This is a genomic window from Mesorhizobium sp. M1365 (assembly GCF_040317865.1).
Classification (GTDB): domain Bacteria; phylum Pseudomonadota; class Alphaproteobacteria; order Rhizobiales; family Rhizobiaceae; genus Mesorhizobium.
In genome coordinates, this window is sequence record NZ_JAMYLG010000009.1 from 1 (window position 1) to 22,779 (window position 22,779).

Sequence of the window (22,779 nt, forward strand, 5' to 3'; positions counted from 1 at the left end):
ACGGACGGCTCCCTTGTTTGAGATCTCAACGAACTCATTCTGGCACATCCGATGCCGTCGGGCGCCGTCCACCCCATCATGCCGTGACATTAGCCGAAAGGCGCAAGCGGTTCAGAATATTCGCCGGCCAGAGCGGTGTGGAGGGAGCCATTTTCAGCACCGTTGCGGAGCGGGGAGGTTACGGCATGGATCCTAGGGTCTGCGCCGCGTCGCTTCGCTCCTTGCTTCGCCCTAGGATGACGAAAGCGTGGTGGGGCGCTCCCGATACGCACGCCGCTTCGCGGCGGTTCCGCCCTAGGATGACAAAAGCGCGGTCACCCTCACCCGGCCTCCGCTTCGCTCCAGTCACCCTCTCCCCGTTGGGGAGAGGAGGGCGCTTACCCGGCGAGGCCTGCTAGATGGACTCGTTTCGCGACAAGATCGTTCCGGTGACCTCGATCCTCCTGGGCGTTGTCGTCGTCTGGTACGTCATGGCCGTCATCCTCAACACGCCGTTCCAGCGCGATCTCGACCGCCGCGCCAATCAGACACCGGGTATTGTGGAATTCATCGGCAAGACGCTGGTACAGCCGAAGCCGACGCTGCCGGCGCCGCATCAGGTGGCGGTGAATTTTTTCGAAAACACCTTTCTGCGCAGCATCACCTCGAACCGCAGCCTTGTCTACAATGCGTGGGTGACGCTGTCGTCGACGCTGCTCGGCTTTGCTTTCGGCACGGCGCTCGGCATCGTCATCGCCGTCGGCATCGTGCATGTGGCGACGCTCGACCGCAGTCTGATGCCGTGGATCATCGCCTCGCAGACCATTCCGATCCTGGCGGTGGCGCCGATGATCATCGTCGTGCTGGCGGCGATCGGCATCACCGGGCTTATCCCGAAGGCGCTGATCTCGACCTATCTGTCGTTCTTTCCGGTGGCAGTCGGCATGGTGAAGGGACTGCGCTCGCCCGAGCTTACCCATCTCGACCTGATGCACACCTATAATGCCAGTGCCTCGCAGACCTTCTGGAAATTGCGGGTGCCGGCTTCGGTGCCGTTCCTGTTTACCTCGATGAAGGTGGCGGTGGCCGCCAGCCTGGTCGGCGCCATCGTCGGCGAGTTGCCGACCGGCGCCGTCGCCGGCATCGGCGCCAAATTGCTCGCCGGCGCCTACTACAGCCAGACCATCGACATCTGGTCGGCTCTGGTTGCCGGGTCGGTGGTCGCGGCGCTGCTGGTGATGGTCGTCGGCATCGCCGGGCGCCTTGTCGACCGCGCCATGGGCGGGAGGCCGGCATGAGCTCCATCCTGAACCTTTCCTCAATCACGCCTCGATCCTGGCAGGGGTATGCAGCGCTTGTCCTGCTTGCCGGCGCGCTGCTTCTTTGGCCGCTCGTCAGCGCTACGCCCGGTTACGGCATGGCAACTGCGGTTTTGATTTTCATTTTGCTGCTCGTGGCAATCGAGGCCGACAACTTTCCACCGATGATCGGGGTGGTGTTGCTGTTCCTTGGCGCGAATGGCGCAGCGTGGATGCTGCTCGCCGGCATAACCGGCAATGAGGGCAGCGCTCGCGCATCCTTCTATCTGCTGCTCGTCGCGGCGTGGTTTTTGGCCTGGCGCTGCGTAACGGTCTTGTCGTCGTTTCGCCCGACGTCGCGCTGGGCGTCAACCGCCCTGCGCCTGATCATTCCGGCCATCTTCGGCGCCTGGATCCTGATCATCTGGGAGGCGGTGACGCGTGGTGCCGGCATTCCCTTCATCCTGTTGCCGCCGCCAAGCGCCATCGGTGCACGCATCGTCGGCTCGCTGCCGGTGCTGGGGGCCGATATCAGGCAGACCATCTTCAAGGCGGTTATCTTCGGCTATGTGGTGGGGAGCAGCGCCGGCTTCCTTGTTGCCATCGCCGCCGACCGCGTGCCGTTCCTGCGGCGCGGGCTTTTGCCGATCGGCAATATGGTGTCGGCGCTGCCGATCATCGGCGTCGCGCCGATCATGGTCATGTGGTTCGGCTTCGACTGGCAGTCGAAGGCAGCGGTGGTCATCATCATGACCTTCTTCCCGATGCTGGTGAACACCGTCGCCGGGCTTGCCGCCTCCGGCCATATGGAGCGCGACCTGATGCGCACCTATGCCTCGAGCTACTGGCAGACGCTGTTCAAGCTGCGGCTGCCGGCGGCGGCACCCTTCATCTTCAATGCGTTGAAGATCAATTCGACGCTGGCGCTGATCGGCGCCATCGTCGCCGAGTTCTTCGGCACGCCGGTGGTCGGCATGGGATTCCGCATTTCGACGGAAGTCGGGCGGATGAACATCGACATGGTGTGGGCGGAAATCGCAGTTGCAGCACTTGCGGGTTCGGTCTTTTATGGCGTGGTCGCTCTTTTCGAGAGAGCAGTCACGTTTTGGCATCCCTCTGTCCGTGGTGGATAGGGGCGGTGGGTTTAGGGCGCTAACTTCAGAGGGTAAAAACATGAAAAGACTTGTTGTTTCGATGCTGGCCGGCGCGATGTCGCTTGCCGCGTTCCAGGCGATGGCCGCGGACAAGGTGACGCTGCAGCTGAAATGGGTCACCCAGGCACAGTTCGCCGGCTATTATGTCGCCAAGGCCAAGGGCTTCTATGAAGCCGAGGGCCTCGACGTCGACATCAAGCCCGGCGGCCCGGACATTGCGCCCGAGCAGGTCATCGCCGGCGGCGGCGCCGACGTCATCGTCGATTGGATGGGCGGTGCGCTGGCTGCGCGCGAGAAGGGCGTGCCGCTGGTCAACATCGCCCAGCCATTCAAGAAGGCCGGCATGGAGCTGGTCTGCCCGAAGGACGGGCCGGTCAAGACGGAAGCCGACTTCAAGGGCCACACGCTCGGCGTCTGGTTCTTCGGCAACGAGTATCCGTTCTATGCCTGGATGAACAAGCTTGGCCTCAAGACCGATGGCGGGCCGGACGGCGTCACCGTGCTCAAGCAGAGCTTTGACGTGCAGCCGCTGATCCAGAAGCAGGCGGATTGCATTTCGGTCATGACCTATAACGAGTACTGGCAGCTCATCGACGCCGGCTATAAGCCGGAAGAGCTGACCGTCTTCAACTATTCCGCCATGGGCAACGATCTGCTCGAAGACGGGCTCTATGCCCTGGAGGACAAGCTCAAGGATCCGGCCTTCGAGGACAAGATGGTGCGTTTCGTGCGCGCTTCGATGAAGGGTTGGAAATACGCCGTCGACCATTCCGACGAAGCGGCCGGCATCGTCATGGACAATGGCGGCCAGGACGAGAATCACCAGAAGCGCATGATGGGCGAAGTCGCCAAGCTGATCGACAATGCCGATGGCAAGCTCGATCCGGCGACCTACGAGCGCACCGCCAAGGCGCTGCTCGACCAGAAGATCATCAGCAAGGAGCCTACCGGCGCCTACACGACGGCGATCACCGACAAGGCCATCAAATAGGGCTGTCAAACTGGCTTGTAGCGGAAAAGGGGCGGGCGACCGCCCCTTTTTAGTGGGAGGTAAAATAAACGTTACCGGCGGAAACATCCGCTCGCAAAATCGTTGTGCCGGTGCATCCGCCTCAAGGGTGTCACAACGGAGGTTTCCATGCGCATCCAGTCCTTCACGCCGATGCTTTCGGCGCTGGCCATTTCTGCAGCCATCTTCTCTGCTTCACCGGCCTTGGCCGAAACCATAAGGATGACGGCGGCGCTCGATGGTGCTCAGCAGAACCCGCCCGTCACCACGAAGGGCAAGGGCACCGCCACGCTCAGGTTCAACACCGCCACCAAGAAACTCAGCTGGACCGTGAGATATTCCGGCCTCAGCGGGCCGGCGAAGGCCGCACACATTCACGGCCCGGCGGCAAAGGGTCAAAACGCCGATCCGGTGGTGCCGTTCGAAGGCAAGCTGAAGAGCCCGATCAAGGGTTCGGCGACATTGACCGATGCCCAGGCCACCGATCTTGAGGCTGGCAAATATTACGTCAACATCCACACCGCGGCCCATGCGGACGGCGAGATCCGCGGCCAGATCGAGAAGGCCAAATAGGCAGATCACGACGACAAAACAGGGCAATCATCCTGTTTTGTCAGGCCTTGTCGCGAATCTGGGACATCGTGCGGGTCGGCGTGATGGCTTCAGGGTCGAGCCGGATCTCTACGATCGACGGCTTGCCGCTGGCCCGCGCTCGCTCGAAGGCCGCCTCGAAGTCGGCGGTCTTTTCCACCGTCTCGCCATGGCCGCCATAGGCACGGGCCAAAGCAGCAAAGTCGGGATTCTTCAAGTCCGTGGCGACGACACGGCCGGGATATTCGCGCTCCTGATGCATGCGGATGGTGCCGTAGATGCCATTGTTGACGACGATGACGATGATCGGCAGCCCGTATTGCACGGCGGTGGCGAATTCCTGGCCGTTCATCAGGAAACAGCCGTCGCCGGCGAACGCGATCACGTCGCGGTCGGGGAAAAGCTGCTTGGCGGCGACCGCCGCCGGCGTGCCGTAGCCCATCGAGCCGGATGTGGGTGCTGCCTGCGTGCCGAAACGCCGGAAGCGATGGTAGCGATGCACCCAGGTGGCGTAGTTGCCGGCGCCGTTGGTGAGGATGGCGTCGTCCGGCAGCATCGTTTCGAGATAATTCATGATCGGCCCCATCTGGACGGCGCCGGGGCCGCTCTCCGGAGGCGTCGACCAGTCGAGATAGGCGGCGTGCAGCTTCGCTGCCTCAGCCGCCCAGACCGGCGTTGCGGTCGGCTTGCGTCCGGCAAAGGCTTCGACGAAAGCGGCAGGCGAGGCATTGATCGCCAGCGCCGGCCGGTAGACGCGGCCGAGTTCGCCGGCGTCGGCATGGATATGGACCAGCGTCTGGTCGGGGTAGGGACTCTTCAGCAGCGTGTAGTCGGATGACGGCATCTCGCCCATACGGCCGCCGATCAGCAGCACGAGGTCGGCCTGCTTGATGGCGGTTGCTACCTTGGGATTGATGCCGATGCCGACATCGCCGGCATAGTTCGGGTGGAGATGGTCGAACAGCATCTGGCGGCGGAAGGAGCAGCCGACCGGCAGCGACCAGGCTTCGGCTATCGTCCGCATCCGTGCAACGGCCTGCGCGTCCCAGCGCGTACCGCCGAGGATGACGAAGGGCCGCTTTGCCTGGTTGAGCAACAGTTCCAGTGCGTCGAGCTCGACTTCGCCAGGCCGCGTCTCAACAGGGGTATAATGCCGGGCGTCCGGTGCCTCCGCGAGGCTGGTCAGCATGTCTTCGGGCAGCGAGATGACGACCGGGCCCGGGCGACCGGACGTCGCCACCGCAAAGGCGCGTGTGACGAATTCGGGTATGCGTGCGGCGTCGTCGATCTCGACCACCCATTTGGCGATATCGCCGAAGAATCTGACGTAGTCGACCTCCTGGAAGGCCTCGCGCCCCTTGGCGTGGCTGGCGACCTGGCCGATGAACAGGATGAGGGGGACTGAATCCTGCATCGCGATGTGGATGCCGGCCGAGGCATTGGTGGCGCCTGGGCCGCGGGTGACGAAGCAGATGCCGGGCCTGCCGGTCAGGCGGCCATGGCAGTCGGCCATCATTGCGGCACCGCCCTCCTGGCGGCAGACGATTGTGCGGATCGGTGAATCATGCAGCGCGTCGAGCACCGCCAGATAGGATTCGCCGGGTACGCAATAGATACGGTCCGTTCCGTTGGCTTCGAGCGCATCGACGATGAGTTGTCCGCCGGTCTTCATTTTCCTGACCTCTCCAGTTCGGCAAGGATTTCTTCGGTGTGTTCGCCGAGACGCGGTGACGGACGTTCATAGACCAGCGGCGTGCCGGACATGACCATCGGCGCCCGCACCGAGGGCAAGAGATTGCCATGGCCGTCATCGAGGTCGAGCCGCATGCCGCGCGCGATGGTCTGCGGGTCGGCAAACATCTGGCCGATGTTGTTGATCGGGCTGGCCGGCACTCCGGCAGTCTCAAGTCTGGCCAGCAACGGGTCGCGATCGAAGGCTTTCAGCGCCTCGATCATATGCTCGCGCAGCTTTGCCCGGTTGGCGACGCGGGCGGGATTGGTGGCGAAGTCAGGGTTCGACGCCAGCTCATCGAGGCCGACGGCAGCGCAGAACTTTGCGAACTGGCCATCATTGCCGACCGCCAGGATGATGTGGCCATTCTTTACCGGCACCACTTCGTAGGGCGCGATGTTCATATGCGCATTGCCCATCTGCACCGGCGACTGTCCGGAGACGAGATAGTTGAGGTTCTGGTTGCCGAGCGTCGAGATCTGGGTGTCGTAGAGCGCCATGTCGATATGCTGGCCTTCGCCGGTCTTCTCGGCATGGCGAAGCGCCGCCTGGATGGCGATGACCGAATAAAGCCCGGTGAAAACATCCGAAATAGCGACGCCCGCCTTTTGCGGTTCGCGGCCGGCTTCGCCGGTGATCGACATCATGCCGGCCATGCCCTGGATGATGAAATCATAGCCGGCACGCGGCGCATACGGTCCCGACTGGCCAAAACCGGTGATCGAGCAATAGATCAGCCGCGGGTTTATTTTCTTCAGACTGTCATAGTCGAGACCGTATTTCTTCAGTCCGCCGACCTTGAAGTTTTCGATCAGCACGTCCGATGTCGCGACCAGCCGGCGCACCGTCTCGGCACCCTCGGGCGTCGAGAAGTCGATGGCGATGGAGCGCTTGCCGCGGTTGCAGGAATGGTAATAAGCGGCCGAAAGGTTCTCGCCGTCATGGCCGATGACGAAGGGCGGTCCCCATTTGCGGGTGTCGTCGCCGCCGTCCGGGCTCTCGACCTTGATCACGTCGGCGCCGAGGTCGGCAAGCAGCTGTCCGGCCCATGGCCCGGCGAGGATGCGTGCGAGTTCGATGACGCGGATGCCTTTGAGCGGAGGCTCAGTCATGGATCACCGTGGTTGATCGAAAGCGCAGCCTCTATCAATCCCGCGCGCCGCTGTCACGGCCCTTGCAATGGGCCAGTATCACTGTGCCCTCAGCACGTGGTCGGACCAGGCGGCAAAATCCTCCATGATGATGTCTCGGTTGACCTCGTTCAGGCTTTCGTGGCGGGTTTTGGCGTAAACCTTTGAAACGAGATTCGAAAAACCCATCATGTGCATCCGGCCGGCAAGATGGCTGACCGCCTTGCCGCCGTCCGAGGCCGGATCTTGCTCGCCTCCGACCAGATTGACGAACAGGTCGCGCCGCACGCCGGAAAAATTGCGGTCGCTGCCGCAATGCAGCGTCATCATGACGATGTCCTGCCACATCGACACCGATGCGTCCCAGCCGCAAAGCGGGTCGGCGATGTATTGCTCGACTTCAACGGCATCGCGCGACAGCCAGTCGAACGGCGTCCGGTGATTGGGCACCGCCTTGCCCCAGGCCCGGAACGTCAGCCGGGGCAGCAGGCGCGACGGCACGTCTGAGCCAAGCCGGAACTTTTCCCAACCAAGCATGGCCAGCGCGATTTGGCCGAGCAGTCCGGCCGAGAAATTGCCGTTCCAGATCGCGGCGGCATGGATGCGCACCGAGTGGCGGAGGACAAAGTTCAGCGCGACCGACGCGCCCAAGGAGTGACCGAAGACGATGACCGGCAGGCCCGGCTGTTCCCTGGCGATGAGATCATGGACGGCAGCGACATCGGCGATGACCTTGGCACCGCCATCCGCATCGGCGAACCTGCCAGGTGGCGCGTCGGGCGCCTTGGTGGCGCCGTGGCCACGGTGGTCGTGCGCGTAGACCTGGTAGCCGCGCTCGCCAAGGAAATCGGCGAAACGGGCATAGCGCGCCGCGTGCTCGGCCAACCCGTGATTGACCTGGACAATGGCGCGCGGTTGGCCGATGGCGTGTTTCACATAAAGGTTGAGCTCGGCGCCGGTCGGCGATGCCAGCATCCTCTGCTTGTCAAATGGCATGTCTCGCTCCCGTCGGCGACTGTTGGGCGACGCAGCGATCGACGTCAAGGGACAGGGTACCCATTCGACGGTAGTTGACAGCATGCTGTCAATGTGATTACATGACAGCATGCTGTCAAATGGTCAGCGCAGATTGGGGGTATGACTATGAAAACCACCGGGGCCATTTCGCGGCGTGCAATCTTGCTGGCGGGCTTCGCCTTCACGACGGCCACCCTGTTGTCAGGGATTGCTGCGTTCAGTCAGGAAACCAGGGAGATGACCATGATGAGGTCCACTGTTCCAGGCCCGCAAGGCCAGCTTGCCACTTATAGGATCAACGCCGGCAATGGCCTGCCGATCATGTTCCTGCATGGAGATTGCAGCCGCGCTTCCCACTGGGACCGGGTGATGCAGCTCTCCGTCGAAGGCCGCGAGGCGGTAGCCTTCGATTTTCGCGGTCATGGCGCCTCCGCGCCGGCGCAGGACGGTGACTATGGTTATGACGGTCGCGCAATGGATGTCGGTGCCGTGGCCGACGCGTTTGGCCTGAAGCGGTTTCTCATTGTCGCGCACAGCGGCGGTGGTGGCGTGGCGCTCGCTTATGCCGCCAGCCATGCCGACCGGGTAGCCGGTGTCTTGCTCGTCGACCCGGCGACCGATCCTCGTGCGCTGCCGCAGGCGATTCGTGACGGCTTTGTCCGCGATCTGGCCGGTCCGCAAGGCCGTGATGTCCTGAACGCCTATTACACGTCGATTGCCGGCCCTAACGCGGCTGTTCGCCAGCGTGTTCTGGCCGATGCGGCAGTGGTCGATCCGGCGGCGAGGGCAGGTGTCGGCAAGGCACTGGCCGAATGGAACCCGGAGCCGGCACTCGATGCGTATCGCGGGCCTATGTTCGTATTGGCTACCGAGGCCAGTGACACTCCAGCCGCGCTCTACCGGCTGCGCACGGACATTCCGCGCCAGATCGTGGCGGGCAGCGGCCATTGGGTGATGCTTGACAAGCCCGAGGTCGTAGCCGAAGCCGTTAATAATTTCGTCGCGACCATCGAGGCCGGCCAGAAATGACGACCAGGACCGAAGCGGCAAATGTGCTCACCGAACTGGTGCTTGCCGTGTTCAGGATGAACGGCAGTTTTCTGGATGCGGCCGACCGGCTGGCCGCTCCAATCGGGCTGACGGCAGCGCGCTGGCAGGTTTTGGGTGCAGTTTTGAAGGAGCCGAAATCTGTGGCCGACATCGCCCGCGACATGGGTCTCGCCCGTCAGAGTGTACAGCGGCTGGCCGACATACTGGCTGCGGAGGGGCTTGCCGCCTACGCCGACAACCCGGCGCATCGCCGCGCCAAGCTGTTGTCGATAACCGATGCCGGCCGGGCAGCGGTCAAGAATATCGGCACACGCCAGCATGTTTGGGCGAACCGCGTTTCGGAGGGTATGGACGCCGACGCGCTGAAAGCCTCGCTTGATCTGCTGCGCACCCTGACGGATCGGGTGGAGGCGGGCGGATCCTGATCGACCACGCGGGAGCCGTCTCAATGCGCTGGCGATTGTTTTTACGGCCGGCGAAAGAAATCGTAATTCTGACATGTCGCAAGTTTCTAGCTTGCGGCGTGAATCACGAGGAGTGCCGGAATGCGGATTTGGGCGATATGGGGGGCAGTGTTTGTTGCGTTTGCTGGCGCAAGCGCGGCGCGGGCCGATGTGAAGATGACCGGCTCTTTCGTCGCCGATGCCGCCTGTCCGGCAACGCAGGCGATCAAGAGCGGCAAGAATCCCGGCAATGTCTCGACCGCGGCTGGTCAGAATTATGATCTGCTGGCCGGCAACAAGGACGCGCCCACGCACTATCTCATTCGCGTGCCGGGCGCCGATCCGGAGCGCCGCTGGGTCAAGATCAGCTGCGGTCGTGTTTCGGGCGGCAGCGCGTCGACGATGCCGGCTGCACCGGCGCCTGCCGAGCCGAACAAGCCATCGGCGTCCGGAAAGCCGGAATATGTCTTCGCGCTGAGCTGGCAGCCGGCTTTCTGCGAGACCAAATCCAGCAAGGCCGAATGCCGTGCGCAGACCGCCGCCGGTTTCGATGCGACCCACTTCACCTTGCATGGGTTGTGGCCGCAGCCGAACGGAAATTTCTATTGCCAGGTCGCGGCAAGCGACAAGGCGAACGATGATCCGGCACACTGGCGGGATTTGCCGCCGGTCACCCTTGACCCGAAAACGCGAGCGGAACTCGACCAGGTGATGCCGGGCACCGCGTCCGCCCTCGAAAGGCATGAATGGATCAAGCACGGCACCTGCTATGGCAAGAGCCAGCAGGAGTATTTCGCCGACGCCTTGAACCTGATGCGCGCGATGAATGCATCGCCGGTGCGCGATCTCTTCATCAAGAACGTCGGCAAGCAACTGACATCCGATCAGATCCGCAGCACCTTCGACGGTGCCTTCGGCAAAGGCGCGGGCGACCGGGTCCGCGTGTCCTGCGTGGTCGATCCTTCGAACGGCAGGCGGCTGATCGGCGAACTGACGCTCGGCCTGACCGGCCCGATCGCTTCGAACGCTTCGCTCGGTGCCCTGCTGCTTGCCTCGGCGCCGACAGCCAAGGCCGGCTGCCCGAAGGGCGCGGTCGATGCCGTCGGGTTCCAGTAAACAGGCCGTACGCGACTGTCGCTTTGCGCCGGGGATGGTATGATCCCGGGGTTATCATTCGCAGGGGGTGGCGATGAGTGGTATGACGAGCGGCGCGCTGGCGCGGCTGGCGTTCTGGGCCAAGGGCATGACGGCGATCCGCGACGGCCATATGGAGTGGCCGGGCTTTTCCTACACCGAGGTGGAGTGGGCGCGCATGACCACGCTCGCCAAACCCGTCGGCAGCGGCACCTACCAATTGTTTACGCTGGTCAACGCGGCGATCTTCATCGCCATCGCCGCGCTCGGGATGTTCTGTGTCTTCCTGCCGCTGGCGGCGCTGCTGTTCCCGGTACCGGCCGAAACCAGTGCGCTCAAGTTTTCGCTGCTCCTGGCGGCATGCGCCTTCCTGATCATCGGCATCGGCCTGCCGATTTCGCTGCGTCTTTCGACCACGCTGGTGGCGCCGAAGGCAATGCGGGCCGCGCTTGTCGCCGTGCCCGGCGACCAGGCGCTTGCGGCAAAAGTGTCATGGCAGATCAACCGGATCACGCTCGTGCTCTGCGGCCTGCTGGTGCCGGGCATTCTTCTGTTCATTGCCTACGATATCGAAGCCGGCCCGATTATTACCGCGTTGAAATGGCTGGCGATCGCGCTGATGGCGGTTTCGGTTGCGATCGGCGGATGGCGCAAACAATCCTGATTAGCCAATCGCAGGCCTGGGCAGCGTTACGCGCCGGCGCTGCGCTCCGGCCTGGTCCATGTGTTGCGGGCGTCTGCTTCGTTGCCGCCCGGTTCCCCGACAACGCGATCGCGTCCCGTGGATTTGGCCTTGTAGAGACGCTGGTCGGCCAGCGCAAAGAGATCGGCAAGGCAACGGGTCGTCTCGCTGACCGTCGAGATGCCGGCGCTGACGGTAATGTCGAACCGGCTGGTGCTCGCGGACGTCTTGACCGCTTGCCTGACGGTTTCACCCAGCAGCCTGGCGAGCGGCTGCGGACGCCAGCCGAGGATGGCGAATTCCTCACCGCCGATCCTGAACAATTGATCTTCGGTCCCGACAAGTTCGCCAAGCAAAATCGCCAGGGCTTTCAGCACCTTGTCTCCCTCGGCGTGGCCGAAGCGGTCGTTGATCGATTTGAAGTGGTCGACATCGATGATCAGCAGGCTGAGCGGCCTGGCGGTCCGCAGGCTGGCGGCGACGGCGGCCTCGCCATCGCTGTCGAAGCGCCCCCTGTGCAGGAGGCCGGTGAGGCCGTCGCGACCAACATGCTCGACCAGCGCCTCATAGCGCTCGCGATAGGTCAGCGTGTCGAAAATGTCGGAAAGCCCGCGCGGCGCCGGCACCTGCCGCGCCTCGAACCACCTAATATAGGCGACCAGCATGGTGCTGTAGACCAGGGCCGCTGCCATCTTGGCGAACCAGCCGCCGAAGAACACCGCGACCGGCGCACCGGTGACGAAATGCAGCGCCGTGAAAAAGCCTGCCTGGTCGAAGGTGAGCACGCAGGCGACGGAGACCAGGATGCGGGTGAAAAGCGCCTTGCGCAGGTATTTGCCGAGCTTTTCATAGAGCAGAATGATCAGGATGGCGTCGACGAACAGCAGCGTCGTGCCCCACACCATCAGCCAGCCCATCTCATCGATGAAGCCGATGTCGGGAAGCTTGCCGTCGGGCAGCGGTGCGATGTCGTGCAGGCGCAGGATCAGCACGAGCCCGACCATCAGGGCATTGCCGAGCAGCAGGCCGTAAATCGGCTGCCGGACAGTTGCCGCGTCCTCCTTGATGTAGAGCAGGAGAAGCATCACCAGCTTGCCGGAAAACAGCACGGCCGAACCCGGCGATACCATGCCGAACGGCAGCGCGACGTAGAAGACGCTGGCGAGATAGGTTTCCAGGAAATGCATGACGCCAAGGGCGCAAACAAAGACGCCGAGGCCGATGCGGCCCCTGAACCGGAAAAGCGTGACCATGATGCCGAAATAGAGAACCGCTTCGGCAAAAAGCAGGAAACTGTTCAACACGGCCCGATCTCTCTCCCCGAAATCGCGGCTGCCAGCGATTTCCCATCCAACATTGTTTGACGCGGAATGATTAACCGGAGCTTTCGCCTGGGCGCCGGCACGAAATGAAGCGGCTAAGCGTTTGCGGCTGCGACCAAATCCGCCTGGAGCGGGTCATCGTTTCACGGAACCGCTGAACCGCTCCATCTTTTTTGTTTTGACGCAATTCCGGACGGAAAACCGTTTCACGGTTTTTCCTGGAATTGCTTTAGGGCCAAAACTGTTTGCCGTTCGCGGCTGCATCGCTTACATAGCCCCCAACTTCCATCCAATCCGACATCAGTCGACTTTTCAGGGAAAGCGCGCGTGGCACGCCAGTTCATCTATCACATGGCCGGCCTCAACAAGGCCTACGGCACCAAGAAGGTGCTCGAGAACATTCATCTGTCCTTCTACCCGGACGCCAAGATCGGCATCCTCGGCCCCAACGGCGCCGGCAAGTCGACGATCCTCAAGATCATGGCCGGCATCGACAAGGAGTGGAGCGGCGAGGCCTGGCTGGCCGAGGGTGCTACCGTCGGTTACCTGGCGCAGGAGCCGGCGCTCGATCCGAACAAGAACGTGTTCGAAAACGTCATGGAAGGCGTCGCCGCCAAGACCGCCATCATCGAGCGCTACAACGAATTGATGATGAACTATTCCGACGAGACGGCGGACGAGTCGGCCAAGCTGCAGGACGAGATGGACCGGCTCAACCTGTGGGATCTCGAACAGCAGGTCGAGATGGCGATGGAGGCACTCGGCTGCCCGCCCAAGGAGGCCGATGTCACCAAGCTGTCGGGCGGCGAACGCCGTCGCGTCGCGCTCTGTCAGTTGCTGCTGCGCCAGCCCGACCTTCTGCTGCTCGACGAGCCGACCAACCATCTCGACGCCGAGACGACGGCGTGGCTGGAAAAGCATCTGCGGGCCTATCCGGGCGCGGTGATGATCATCACCCACGATCGCTACTTCCTCGACAATGTCACCGGCTGGATCCTCGAGCTCGATCGCGGCCGCGGTATCCCGTACGAAGGCAACTACACCAAATATCTCGAAGCCAAGGCCAAGCGGCTCAAGCAGGAAGGCCGCGAGGACGATGCGCGCCAGCGGGCGATCGGCCGCGAGCGCGAGTGGATCCAGTCCAGCCCGAAAGCCCGGCAGACCAAGTCGAAAGCCCGTATCCAGGCCTTCCAGGATCTGCTGGATGCAGCCGACAAGCGGCGTCCGAGCGATACCCAGATTGTCATTCCGCATGGCGAGCGGCTCGGCAATGTGGTGATCGAGGTCGAGGGCCTGTCGAAGGGCTTTGGCGACACGCTTTTGATCGACGATCTCGAATTCAAGCTGCCGCCCGGCGGCATCGTCGGCGTCATCGGCCCGAACGGCGCCGGCAAGACGACGCTGTTCCGCATGATCACCGGCCAGGAAAAGCCCGATGCCGGCACCATCCGCGTCGGCGAGACGGTCAAGCTCGGTTATGTCGACCAGAGCCGCGACGCGCTCGACCCGACCAAGACGGTCTGGGAAGAGATCTCGGGCGGCGCCGAAGTGGTCAAGCTCGGCAAGTTCGAAGCCAACACCCGCGCCTATTGCGCGTCGTTCAATTTCCGCGGCGGCGACCAGCAGCAGAAGGTCGGCAACTTGTCCGGCGGCCAACGCAACCGCGTGCATCTGGCCAAGATGCTGAAGACCGGCGGCAATGTGCTGCTGCTCGACGAACCGACCAACGATCTCGATACCGAAACGCTGGCGGCACTCGAAGACGCGCTCGAGAGCTTCGCCGGCTGCGCCGTCATCATCTCGCACGATCGCATGTTCCTCGATCGCCTGGCGACGCACATCCTCGCCTTCGAAGGCGACAGCCATGTCGAATGGTTCGAAGGCAATTTCGAGGACTACGAGCAGGACAAAATCCGCCGGCTTGGGCCTGAGGCGGTCAATCCGCACAGGATGACGTATAAGCGGCTGACTCGGTAACAACGGATTGGTTGCAAGCGCCCCAGGCTGCTCGTAGAATTACCGGAAGGAGATAAACATGCTTAATGTCGAGCTTCCTACCGCGCTGGAAAAACGCCTCGAGATCGTCGCAAGGAAAACTGGCCGGACAAAACATGACGTAGTCGTTGAGGCCATTGTCGAGCAAATTCAGGATCTGGAAGACGGACTAATCGCCCTCGAGCGCCTTAACGATGGTGAAGGTGAATGGCTTTCTCTGGCCGAAGCTAAGGAACGACTGGGATTGGACGCAAGCGACCGCAGTGACGGTTGATCGTGTGGACAATTCGTGTCGAGAAGCGTGCACTGAAGGATATCTCCAGATTGCAAAGGTCCGATCAGCGTCGGATTGTGGACTTCCTGGAAAACAGGCTCGCCTCGCGCGATAATCCACGCGAACTTGGCGAAGCGCTAACAGGACCACTGGCAGGTCTCTGGAAATATCGTGTGGGCTCATTCCGAGTTCTGACAAGGATCGATGATAGCGCTGTCGCGATTTGGGTGGTTCAAGTAGGCGACCGTCGCGAGGTCTATCGATGAATACAGTCGCGAAGGTGAGACCCGACTGGTCCGCCGCCCTCTACCTGAAGTTTGAGGACGAGCGCACCCGCCCCGCGCGCGATCTCGTTGCGCAGGTGCCGATGCCGGAACCGCGCCGGGTGGTCGACATTGGCTGCGGGCCGGGCAATTCGACCGAATTGCTGGTCGAGCGCTGGCCGCGGGCGCAGATCAGCGGCTTCGATACCTCGCCCGACATGATCGAGAAGGCCAGGGCGCGCCTGCCCGGCATCAGCTTTGCCTTGGCGGATGCGGCGGCGTGGCAGCCGAACGAACCGGTCGACGTGATCTTTGCCAATGCGGTGTTTCAATGGCTGCCGGAGCATCCGGCGGTCTTCCAGCGGTTGATGGGATTTTTGGCGCCCGGCGGCGCGCTTGCCGTGCAGATGCCGGACAATATGGCCGAACCTTCGCACCGGCTGATGCGGGAGACCGCGGCCGAGATGCCGTTTGCCGAAAAGCTCGAGCGCGCGGCCCGCGCGCCGCTGCCGCCGGTCGCGTTCTATTACGACCTTTTGTCGCCATTCTCGGATCGGCTCGATGTCTGGCACACGATCTACAACCATCCGCTGGCCGATGCCGAGGCGATCGTCGAGTGGGTGAAATCGACGGGGCTGAAGCCGTTCCTCGATCCGCTCGACGAAAACGAGCGGCAGCTTTTCCTGAAGCGCTACGCGGGCGGGATCAGCGAAGCCTATCCGAAAACGGCAAGCGGCAAGGTGTTGCTGCGCTTTCCCCGTCTCTTCATCGTGGCGCGGCGTTCCGCTTAGAAACTCTTAGCTACACCCAAAAACAGTGCATGGCGGATGCTTGACCGGCTTTCGCCGTCATGCGCATCTCGCTGGGGCAGGGATAACGTCCCTTCATAGGCCATGGGGGGGTGGATGATGACACTGAAAAAGCTCGTTTTCGGCGGCAGCATTTGTGCGGCCGCTGTGCTTGCCTTGTCTCTATCGGCGGAGGCCAAGCGAGCGCGCTGCTTCACCAGCGACGACGGCTATTTCTCGTGCAGCTATCGGGCGCTGGACGATGCCGGCAGCTTTCGCATCTCGGCGCCGGGTTATCCGACCTACGTCCTGGAAATCGACGGACCGGGTTTTGCCTATGGCTATGTCAATCTCGGCCGCCGCAACGTGCCGCTGCCCGGGCAATTCGTGCGCAGCCGCGATGACGGTGCCTGCTGGAACAACCCGCAGACCAATACCAAGCTCTGCGCCTGGTAAAGACCCGTCCCAGGGACTTGATTTAAGCCGGCATAAACTGGCTAGGTGCAAAAGAGGTTGCGCCGAGCTTTTTGCGGCGTCGACATGAAGCCGCAACGCCTGCGCACGGGACGAACTGGAAATGCATCGCGTCATCATCAGCGGCATCGGCGTTGAAATCCCCGAAGCTTCGATCACCAACGAGGAGCTCGTCGCCAGCTTCAACGCCTGGGTGGACGTGGAGAACGTCCGCCGCGAGGTGTCGGGCGAGCCGCTGGTACAGAAATCGGACAGTGCCTTCATCGTCCATGCCTCGGGCGTCCAGACCCGCCATGTCATCGAACGGGAAGGCATCCTCGATCCGACCCGCATGGCGCCGCGTTTCGCGGCGCGGCCCGACGATGCGCTGTCGCTGGAGGCCGAGTTCGGCATCGCTTCGGCCCGCAAGGCGCTCGATCATGCCGGGCTGAAGCCTGGCGACATCGACCTGGTGATCTGCTCGGCCTCGCACCATCAGCGGCCCTATCCGGCGATCGCCATCGAAATGCAGCAGGCGCTGGGCACGAAAGGCGCCGGCTTCGATATGGGGCTTGGCTGCTCTTCGGCAGCGGCGGCGTTGCACATCGCCGTCAATCTGGTACGGGCAGGGGCGCATAAACGCGTGCTGGTGACGACGCCCGAGATCATCACCGGCCATCTCAATTTTCGCGACCGGCAGACGCATTTCATCTTCGGCGACGCTTCCGTGTCGATGGTCGTCGAAGGGCTTGCCCAGGGCGAGAAGCGGCCGGGCCGCTTCGAGGTGCTCGACACGCGCGCCTGGACGCAGATGTCGAACAGCATCCGCACCAATCTCGGTTACTATACCCGCGCCACCCAGGACGATCCGTACATGATCGATCTGGAAGGCAATCTGATCAAGCAGATCGGCAACAAGGTATTCAAGGAAGTCACCGTTGCCGGCCACAAATTCATCGTCGAGTTCCTGGCCGAGCACGGGCTGACGCCGCAAGCGATCCGGCGCTTCTGGCTGCATCAGGCCAATGCGCGGATGAACGCCATGATCCTGAAACTGTCGTTCGGCCATGACGTCGACCACGACCGCGCGCCGATGGTGCTGGAGCGCCTCGGCAACACCGCCGCCGCCGGCGCCATCATCGCCCTGTCGGAGAACCATGCCGACATGAAGGCCGGCGACTACGGCCTGCTCTGCGCCTTCGGCGCCGGCTACTCGATCGGCGGCGCGCTATTGCGCATGCTTTAGATTTTTTGTTTTACGCATGTCGTTGTCCCAAAACCGCTGCACACCCTCGGTTCAAGCCCGAGGGCATGCTTTTGGGCGACATGCATTAGCCCGGCGCGAACGGCACCAGCATCGGAACGCGCCTGGCATAGTCGTCGTAAGCGCTACCCAGTTCACCGCGCAGAAAACGCTCCTCCAGCCTTGCCTTCATGACGATGCCGACGGTGATGAGGATGGCGCCGGCAACGCCCCAGACAGTGCCTTTCGCCGCCATGGTGGCGAGGATCGCCAGAAGCAGGCCGGTATAGATCGGGTGGCGCACCAGCCGGTAAGGGCCGGTGTCGACGACGCGATGCGCGGCCTTGGCGGTGACCGTAGCCGACCACAGGCGGCCAAGATGCAGCCGCGCCCACCAGGCAAATGCCAGGCCGGCGGCAATCAGCGCCACGCAGATCCACGCTTCGGCAAGGTTCGGCGTCCAAAGCCTCAGCGGGCCGGCATAACCGTGCGCCGGGATGAAGAGCAGGATCGTGCCGAGCACCATGACGGCGCGGGATGGAAGCTCCACCCCGAAGCCGGCGCGTTTTTCGGCCCGGTCGGCCCAGAAGGCCGCCGCGGCCCATGAAACCACCCAGAGCAGCCAGAGCTGTGCGATTGCCGATGCGGGATGCATGATAAACCTCCGCGGGCTTGACCTGATCGATATTATCAACCGATGCAGCGCGGCAGCAATGCGGCACGCTTTTGCATGAGGCTGGTTCAACCATGACGCTGGTGGTGCCGACCCGTATCAGCCGTCTTGATTGGAGCATCAACGCTTTCGACTGGACCCTATGAATCGACTTCGGCTAACTGCATCCGGCAGCTAGGAATGAAACCAATGCCGGATATGTTTCCCGAAGCCGAAACTCCGGTCGAGATCGTCCCGTCGCGAAAACTCGCCGCCAGGGTGGCGGCGCTCTATCTCGCATCATTCGATCGTTTTGAGACACGAGCGGTGGATACGCTGCAACTCGGTTTCGACGGCATCGACGGCGATTTCCATGCCGGCACGACGCGGCGCTCCGGCGGGCGGGAACCCTGGTATCCGCGCGGCACTGAGATGCGCAACGAACGGCAATTGTCGATCGTGGCTGCGGACGAACTGGCAATCGTCGCCGAACGGATGGGCATCGCCGAGATCAAGCCGGAATGGATCGGCGCCAATCTCCTGATCGATGGCCTGCCGCGCCTCTCCATGCTGCCGTCCGGCACGCTGCTGTTCTTCAAAGGCGGCGCGACCGTCAAGGTCGACGCGCAGAACGGGCCTTGCCGGATCGCGGGCAGGTCGGTCGCCGAGAATGCCGGTATGGCCGACCATGAGGCCGGCGCGCTGCTGTTCCCGAAGGCGGCGAAGCGGTTGCGCGGGCTCGTCGCCTGGGTCGAGAAGCCCGGCACGATCGCGGCCGGCGAGGAGATTTCGGTGCGCGTGCCCGAGCAGTGGATTTACCGGGCCTAGTCCAGAACGCGACCTCTAGTCACGGCGTATTTTGTTCTTGCTTTGTGCCGGCAGCTATGCTATTAATTTGGGTATGGTGCCAATTGGGCTCCAACGACCCGCCCGCGAGGCGGGTTTTTTATTTCAGGCTTTGAAAGTTCCGATGCTGCCGACGTGAGGTTGGCGGGACAGCGCCCCCCTTTGTCCTGTCGGACATCTCCCCCACGAGGGGGGAGATTGGCCGTCACCTCTCGATTTCGCTAATCACAGCAGTGAAGAGCGCAGAACTCGACGCGTGTGCCTGCCATTCTCTACGCCTCATCCTCATCGTCGAGCAGACGGGTGGCGCGCCAGCGGGTGAGCACATTGTTGGTCTGTTCGATGACGAAGAAGCGCGCGGAATCGCGGTCATAGCCTTCGGCCAGCAGCTTTTCGTAGTCGGTGTGCATATGGCGGATGTGGGCTATTGTCGCCAGCCACACGGCAATGCTCGGCGGCAAGGTCTTCATGTGCACGGCGCCGGCATCGGCACGGATCTTCTCCATGTCGGCATAGGGCGCCAGCGGCAGCAGCGCTGTCAGCGCCTTGGCGATAGCGCGGCGGCGGCCGGTCGGCGCGCTCATCACTCCACCGGCCCTGGCTCGTCCCGCCCGGCGATGGTCGCATCGGCAAAGGCATCGGTCGAGGCGAAATAAGGCTTGATGTCGATGACCGGCGTGCCGTCGAGCACGTCGATGGCATCGAGATCGACGCGGCCGGTGTTGATGTCGACGGCAACCAGCTTTGCGACATGCAGCCCAATTGGGTTCGGCCGGGCAGGGGAGCGCAGCGAAAAGACGCCTTTCGGTTCTGTGGCATGGCGGGGTTTCTGGACAATCAGTTGCCGCGGCGCATGGTGCAGCCAGGACAGGACGATCACATGGCTGGCGCGTTCCAGCCCAAGCAGGCCGTCCCGATAGAGCGGATCGATCGTGAGAACCGCCGGCTGTTCCGTCTCCCGCGCGGCCTTCATGTTTTTGGGGCAAGTCTCCCGCGTGATCCAAGGCGAAGCGATGCGGCCGATGAAGACGACATGGCCATCCGGCGGCATCGTTGCCGGGTCGGTTTCCAGGAGCTTTTCGCCGCTGCGCGTCTCGAACATGGTTCTCGCCCCGATCATGCGTCCGTTTTTGCGCGATCCGCCACGCATGCGTCATTTTCTTGTCCGGAAGCGACATAGCGCTTGCAAGCCTATCCAAACCGACATAAACATATGTTTATATCTTTTCAAAGAGAATGCTCGCATGCATGTCGCTCTCGACACGATGGTAGATACATTGAAGGCGGCGGCGGAATCCAGCCGGCTGCGCATATTGGCGCTGCTGTCGCGCGGCGATCTGACCGTGTCCGACCTCACCGAAATCCTCGGCCAGTCGCAGCCGCGCGTCTCGCGCCATTTGAAATTGCTGCTGGAGGCCGGGCTGATCGGCCGCTACCAGGAGGGCTCGTGGGCGTTCTTCCGGCTATCGGATTCCGATGCGTCGCGCGATTTCGTGCTCAGGCTGGTCTCCGGCATCCGCGGCGCCGATCCGCAGGTCGAGCGTGATCTCGAACGGCTGGCCGCAGTCAAGCGCAAGCGGCAGGACCGGGCCGCCGAATATTTCTCGGTCAACGCCGCAAGCTGGGACCATATCCGCTCGCTGCATGTGCCGGATCGCGCCGTCGAAGCAGCCCTCATCAAGCTCGTCGGCAAGCGGCCGTTCCAGTCGATGCTCGATCTCGGCACCGGCACCGGACGGCTGCTCGAGATCTTTTCGCCGCTCTATCGGCGCGGTATCGGCATCGACATGTCGCGCGAGATGCTGACGGTGGCGCGCGCCAATCTCGACAAGGCCGGCGTTTCGAATGCGCAGGTGCGCCAGGGCGACATTTTTGCGCCACCGGTCGAACGCGACGCCTTCGATCTCGTTACCATCCATCAGGTGCTGCACTATCTCGACGATCCCGCCCGCGCCATCCGCGAGGCGGCGCGTCTGCTGCGCCCGGCCGGCCGGCTGGTGATCGTCGATTTCGCGCCGCACACGCTGGAGTTTTTACGCGACGAGCACGCGCATATGCGTCTCGGCTTTTCCGACCGGCAGATTGGCGACTGGTTTTCCGAGGCCGGCCTCGACCTCGAGGACAGCCAGGAATTCGAGCCGCGCGGCGGCAACGAGGCCAAGCTCACCGTCAAACTCTGGCTCGGCCGCGATCGGCGCATGCTGATTGCCGAGCCTTCCAACGACAGACAACCGGCCAATGCGTATCCGATAGGGGAAACCGCCTGATGAACCAGTTCCGCTTCTCCCGCCGCCCCGACATCGGCGACAAGGTCAGGGTTTCGTTCGAGTTCTTTCCGCCGAAAAACGATGAGATGGAAGCAAGGCTGTGGGACACGGTCACCCGGCTTGAGCCGCTCAAGCCGAAATTCGTCTCGGTCACCTATGGCGCCGGTGGTTCGACCCGCGAGCGGACGGCCCGCACCGTCAAGCGCATCCTCAATGAAACGACGCTGACGCCGGCGGCGCACATGACCTGTGTCGATGCGGCGCGTCACGAGGTCGATGCGGTGATCCGGGAGTTCGCCGATATGGGCGTCAAGCGTTTCGTCGCCCTGCGCGGCGATCCGGCCGAGGGCGTCGGCGCGGCCTACCGGCCGCATCCGGAAGGCTATGCCAATGGCGCCGAACTGGTTGATGCGCTGAAGGGCGCCGGCGATTTCGACATATCGGTCTCGGCCTATCCGGAAAAGCATCCGGAAAGCCCGGATTTCGCCACCGACTTCGATATGCTGAAGCGCAAGGCCGACAACGGAGCGACGCGGGCGATCACCCAGTTCTTCTTCGACAACGATCTCTATGAGCGCTATGTCGAGCGGGCACGGCGGGCCGGCATCTACATACCCATCGTGCCGGGCATATTGCCGGTGCACAATTTCACCCAGGTCGCCAACTTCTCGGCGCGGTGCGGCGCCTTGGTGCCGGCATGGCTGGCCGAGCGTTTCGATGGGCTGCAGAACGATCCGCAAACGCATGCGCTGGTGGCATCTGCCGTGGCCGCCGAGCAGGTGCTGGACCTTGTCGAGCGCGGCGTCGGCGATTTCCACTTCTACACGATGAACCGAGCCGATCTGGTCTTCGCCATCTGCCACATGATCGGCATCAGGTCGCACGAAGTCGAGGCGGCGGGATCAGCCGCGGCGTAAGGCGGCAAGCTCCTTTTTGAAATGTCAAAGATCGGGGGAATGCAAAAGGCCGGGCAAAATGCCCGGCCTTTTCAAATGGTTTGGAGTATTCGGTGCTGGTCTTCCCCCGCTCAGCGGCCTTAAGGAAGGACGCCCATAATGAGGGCGCCGATGAATGCAAACGCAGCACAAATCATCAATGCGTTGATCGGCCTCGTCAGTCCCATGTCATAGCCTCCTCTTAAAGAGCTATGGCGAGAGTCTAGGGTCATTTGTGCCACAGGCAAGCGGAAACTTTGCTGCAATGCGACGAGATTGTGGAATTTGCGACCTGCCGTTTGCCGTTAGGCATTGAAACTCTTTGTCAAAAGCCGGCTCGGGACCTGTGAATAATTTGTGGCAAAGCCGTGGCAGCAGCGAGAATGGCAGCGCTACCGCGGCGGAAAATCGGAATCGATTTTCGGACCGACTGAAGATTCGACGCATCCCTTTGCGCATCCAACCGGATGCTGCACGCTATACGCACGCTATACGAATGCGGTGGGCAACCGGCAGCGTTGT

24 protein-coding genes are annotated in these 22,779 nt (G+C 62.6%); 17 read left to right on the forward strand and 7 right to left on the reverse strand.

The window, feature by feature from the left end; translation table 11 throughout:
• Positions 1-398 precede the first annotated feature (398 nt).
• From NKH04_RS13070 to NKH04_RS13085, 4 genes are all read left to right on the forward strand, one after another.
• Positions 399-1,277, forward strand: coding sequence for an ABC transporter permease (locus NKH04_RS13070; RefSeq protein WP_352919603.1), 879 nt, complete (start codon positions 399-401; stop codon positions 1,275-1,277).
• Positions 1,274-2,410: an ABC transporter permease gene (locus tag NKH04_RS13075; protein ID WP_352851540.1), complete on the forward strand. Its 1,137-nt coding sequence runs from the start codon at positions 1,274-1,276 to the stop codon at positions 2,408-2,410. The genes NKH04_RS13070 and NKH04_RS13075 overlap by 4 nt, the downstream gene beginning before the upstream one ends.
• Positions 2,411-2,450: 40 nt before the next feature.
• A complete protein-coding gene (locus tag NKH04_RS13080) occupies positions 2,451-3,422 on the forward strand; it encodes an ABC transporter substrate-binding protein (protein WP_352471510.1) in 972 nt (323 codons plus the stop codon).
• Between the two features lie 147 nt (positions 3,423-3,569).
• Entirely contained in the window at positions 3,570-4,013 is a 444-nt protein-coding gene (locus NKH04_RS13085; RefSeq protein ID WP_352851539.1) for a CHRD domain-containing protein, read from the forward strand.
• Between the two features lie 40 nt (positions 4,014-4,053).
• Here NKH04_RS13085 and NKH04_RS13090 read toward each other — a convergent pair whose 3' ends face one another.
• The 3 genes from NKH04_RS13090 to NKH04_RS13100 form a co-directional block, all read right to left on the reverse strand.
• Positions 4,054-5,703, reverse strand: coding sequence for a thiamine pyrophosphate-binding protein (locus NKH04_RS13090; RefSeq protein ID WP_352851538.1), 1,650 nt, complete (start codon positions 5,701-5,703; stop codon positions 4,054-4,056).
• On the reverse strand, positions 5,700-6,875 hold the full coding sequence (locus tag NKH04_RS13095; RefSeq protein WP_353044401.1) for a CaiB/BaiF CoA transferase family protein: 1,176 nt from the start codon (positions 6,873-6,875) through the stop codon (positions 5,700-5,702). The genes NKH04_RS13090 and NKH04_RS13095 overlap by 4 nt, the downstream gene beginning before the upstream one ends.
• Before the next feature lie 78 nt (positions 6,876-6,953).
• Positions 6,954-7,889: an alpha/beta fold hydrolase gene (locus tag NKH04_RS13100; RefSeq protein WP_353044402.1), complete on the reverse strand. Its 936-nt coding sequence runs from the start codon at positions 7,887-7,889 to the stop codon at positions 6,954-6,956.
• Between the two features lie 264 nt (positions 7,890-8,153).
• Between NKH04_RS13100 and NKH04_RS13105 the strand changes: the two genes are divergently transcribed.
• The 4 genes from NKH04_RS13105 (at position 8,154) to NKH04_RS13120 (ending at position 11,201) form a co-directional block, all read left to right on the forward strand.
• The gene (locus tag NKH04_RS13105) at positions 8,154-8,939 is read left to right on the forward strand and encodes an alpha/beta fold hydrolase (RefSeq protein WP_353044403.1); all 786 of its coding nucleotides are present in this window, start codon (positions 8,154-8,156) and stop codon (positions 8,937-8,939) included.
• Positions 8,936-9,385 (forward strand): MarR family winged helix-turn-helix transcriptional regulator, encoded by a 450-nt coding sequence (locus NKH04_RS13110; RefSeq protein ID WP_352769105.1) that lies wholly within the window; start codon positions 8,936-8,938, stop codon positions 9,383-9,385. The genes NKH04_RS13105 and NKH04_RS13110 overlap by 4 nt, the downstream gene beginning before the upstream one ends.
• 120 nt (positions 9,386-9,505) lie before the next feature.
• Positions 9,506-10,519 carry a ribonuclease T2 family protein gene (locus NKH04_RS13115; RefSeq protein ID WP_353044404.1) on the forward strand — a complete coding sequence of 338 codons (1,014 nt, stop codon included), beginning with the start codon at positions 9,506-9,508 and terminating at the stop codon, positions 10,517-10,519.
• Between the two features lie 73 nt (positions 10,520-10,592).
• Positions 10,593-11,201 (forward strand): hypothetical protein, encoded by a 609-nt coding sequence (locus NKH04_RS13120; RefSeq protein WP_353044405.1) that lies wholly within the window; start codon positions 10,593-10,595, stop codon positions 11,199-11,201.
• Between the two features lie 26 nt (positions 11,202-11,227).
• Here the strand turns inward: NKH04_RS13120 and NKH04_RS13125 are convergent, their stop codons facing one another.
• On the reverse strand, positions 11,228-12,523 hold the full coding sequence (locus NKH04_RS13125) for a GGDEF domain-containing protein (protein ID WP_352747548.1): 1,296 nt from the start codon (positions 12,521-12,523) through the stop codon (positions 11,228-11,230).
• Between the two features lie 345 nt (positions 12,524-12,868).
• Here NKH04_RS13125 and ettA point away from each other — a divergent pair, with 345 nt between their 5' ends.
• The 6 genes from ettA (at position 12,869) to NKH04_RS13155 (ending at position 17,560) form a co-directional block, all read left to right on the forward strand.
• Entirely contained in the window at positions 12,869-14,518 is a 1,650-nt protein-coding gene (ettA, locus tag NKH04_RS13130) for an energy-dependent translational throttle protein EttA (protein WP_352453385.1), read from the forward strand.
• Positions 14,519-14,576: 58 nt separating this feature from the next.
• Positions 14,577-14,810 carry a type II toxin-antitoxin system RelB family antitoxin gene (relB, locus tag NKH04_RS13135; RefSeq protein ID WP_352471524.1) on the forward strand — a complete coding sequence of 78 codons (234 nt, stop codon included), beginning with the start codon at positions 14,577-14,579 and terminating at the stop codon, positions 14,808-14,810.
• 2 nt (positions 14,811-14,812) lie between these two features.
• Positions 14,813-15,076, forward strand: coding sequence for a type II toxin-antitoxin system RelE family toxin (locus NKH04_RS13140; protein ID WP_352501113.1), 264 nt, complete (start codon positions 14,813-14,815; stop codon positions 15,074-15,076).
• On the forward strand, positions 15,073-15,864 hold the full coding sequence (tam, locus tag NKH04_RS13145) for a trans-aconitate 2-methyltransferase (RefSeq protein WP_353044406.1): 792 nt from the start codon (positions 15,073-15,075) through the stop codon (positions 15,862-15,864). Before NKH04_RS13140 ends, tam begins: the two co-directional genes overlap by 4 nt.
• 114 nt (positions 15,865-15,978) lie before the next feature.
• Positions 15,979-16,317, forward strand: coding sequence for a hypothetical protein (locus NKH04_RS13150; protein WP_352767715.1), 339 nt, complete (start codon positions 15,979-15,981; stop codon positions 16,315-16,317).
• Between the two features lie 121 nt (positions 16,318-16,438).
• On the forward strand, positions 16,439-17,560 hold the full coding sequence (locus NKH04_RS13155) for a beta-ketoacyl-ACP synthase III (RefSeq protein ID WP_353044407.1): 1,122 nt from the start codon (positions 16,439-16,441) through the stop codon (positions 17,558-17,560).
• Positions 17,561-17,645: 85 nt separating this feature from the next.
• On the opposite strand, the gene NKH04_RS13160 is transcribed toward NKH04_RS13155, so the two are convergent.
• Positions 17,646-18,212, reverse strand: a complete 567-nt coding sequence (locus NKH04_RS13160; protein WP_352471529.1) for a methyltransferase family protein — start codon at positions 18,210-18,212, stop codon at positions 17,646-17,648.
• 207 nt (positions 18,213-18,419) lie between these two features.
• On the opposite strand from NKH04_RS13160, the gene NKH04_RS13165 reads away from it, so the two are divergent.
• The gene (locus tag NKH04_RS13165; RefSeq protein WP_352501081.1) at positions 18,420-19,037 is read left to right on the forward strand and encodes an MOSC domain-containing protein; all 618 of its coding nucleotides are present in this window, start codon (positions 18,420-18,422) and stop codon (positions 19,035-19,037) included.
• Between the two features lie 290 nt (positions 19,038-19,327).
• On the opposite strand, the gene NKH04_RS13170 is transcribed toward NKH04_RS13165, so the two are convergent.
• Together NKH04_RS13170 and tsaA are read right to left on the reverse strand one after the other, a co-directional pair.
• Positions 19,328-19,639, reverse strand: a complete 312-nt coding sequence (locus NKH04_RS13170; RefSeq protein WP_352769083.1) for a DUF2293 domain-containing protein — start codon at positions 19,637-19,639, stop codon at positions 19,328-19,330.
• A complete protein-coding gene (tsaA, locus tag NKH04_RS13175; protein ID WP_353044408.1) occupies positions 19,639-20,175 on the reverse strand; it encodes a tRNA (N6-threonylcarbamoyladenosine(37)-N6)-methyltransferase TrmO in 537 nt (178 codons plus the stop codon). The genes NKH04_RS13170 and tsaA overlap by 1 nt, the downstream gene beginning before the upstream one ends.
• A gap of 124 nt (positions 20,176-20,299) precedes the next feature.
• Here tsaA and NKH04_RS13180 point away from each other — a divergent pair, with 124 nt between their 5' ends.
• Both NKH04_RS13180 and metF read left to right on the forward strand, forming a co-directional pair.
• The gene (locus tag NKH04_RS13180; protein WP_352492725.1) at positions 20,300-21,322 is read left to right on the forward strand and encodes an ArsR/SmtB family transcription factor; all 1,023 of its coding nucleotides are present in this window, start codon (positions 20,300-20,302) and stop codon (positions 21,320-21,322) included.
• Entirely contained in the window at positions 21,322-22,239 is a 918-nt protein-coding gene (metF, locus tag NKH04_RS13185; RefSeq protein WP_023676795.1) for a methylenetetrahydrofolate reductase [NAD(P)H], read from the forward strand. The genes NKH04_RS13180 and metF overlap by 1 nt, the downstream gene beginning before the upstream one ends.
• Positions 22,240-22,779 lie beyond the last annotated feature (540 nt).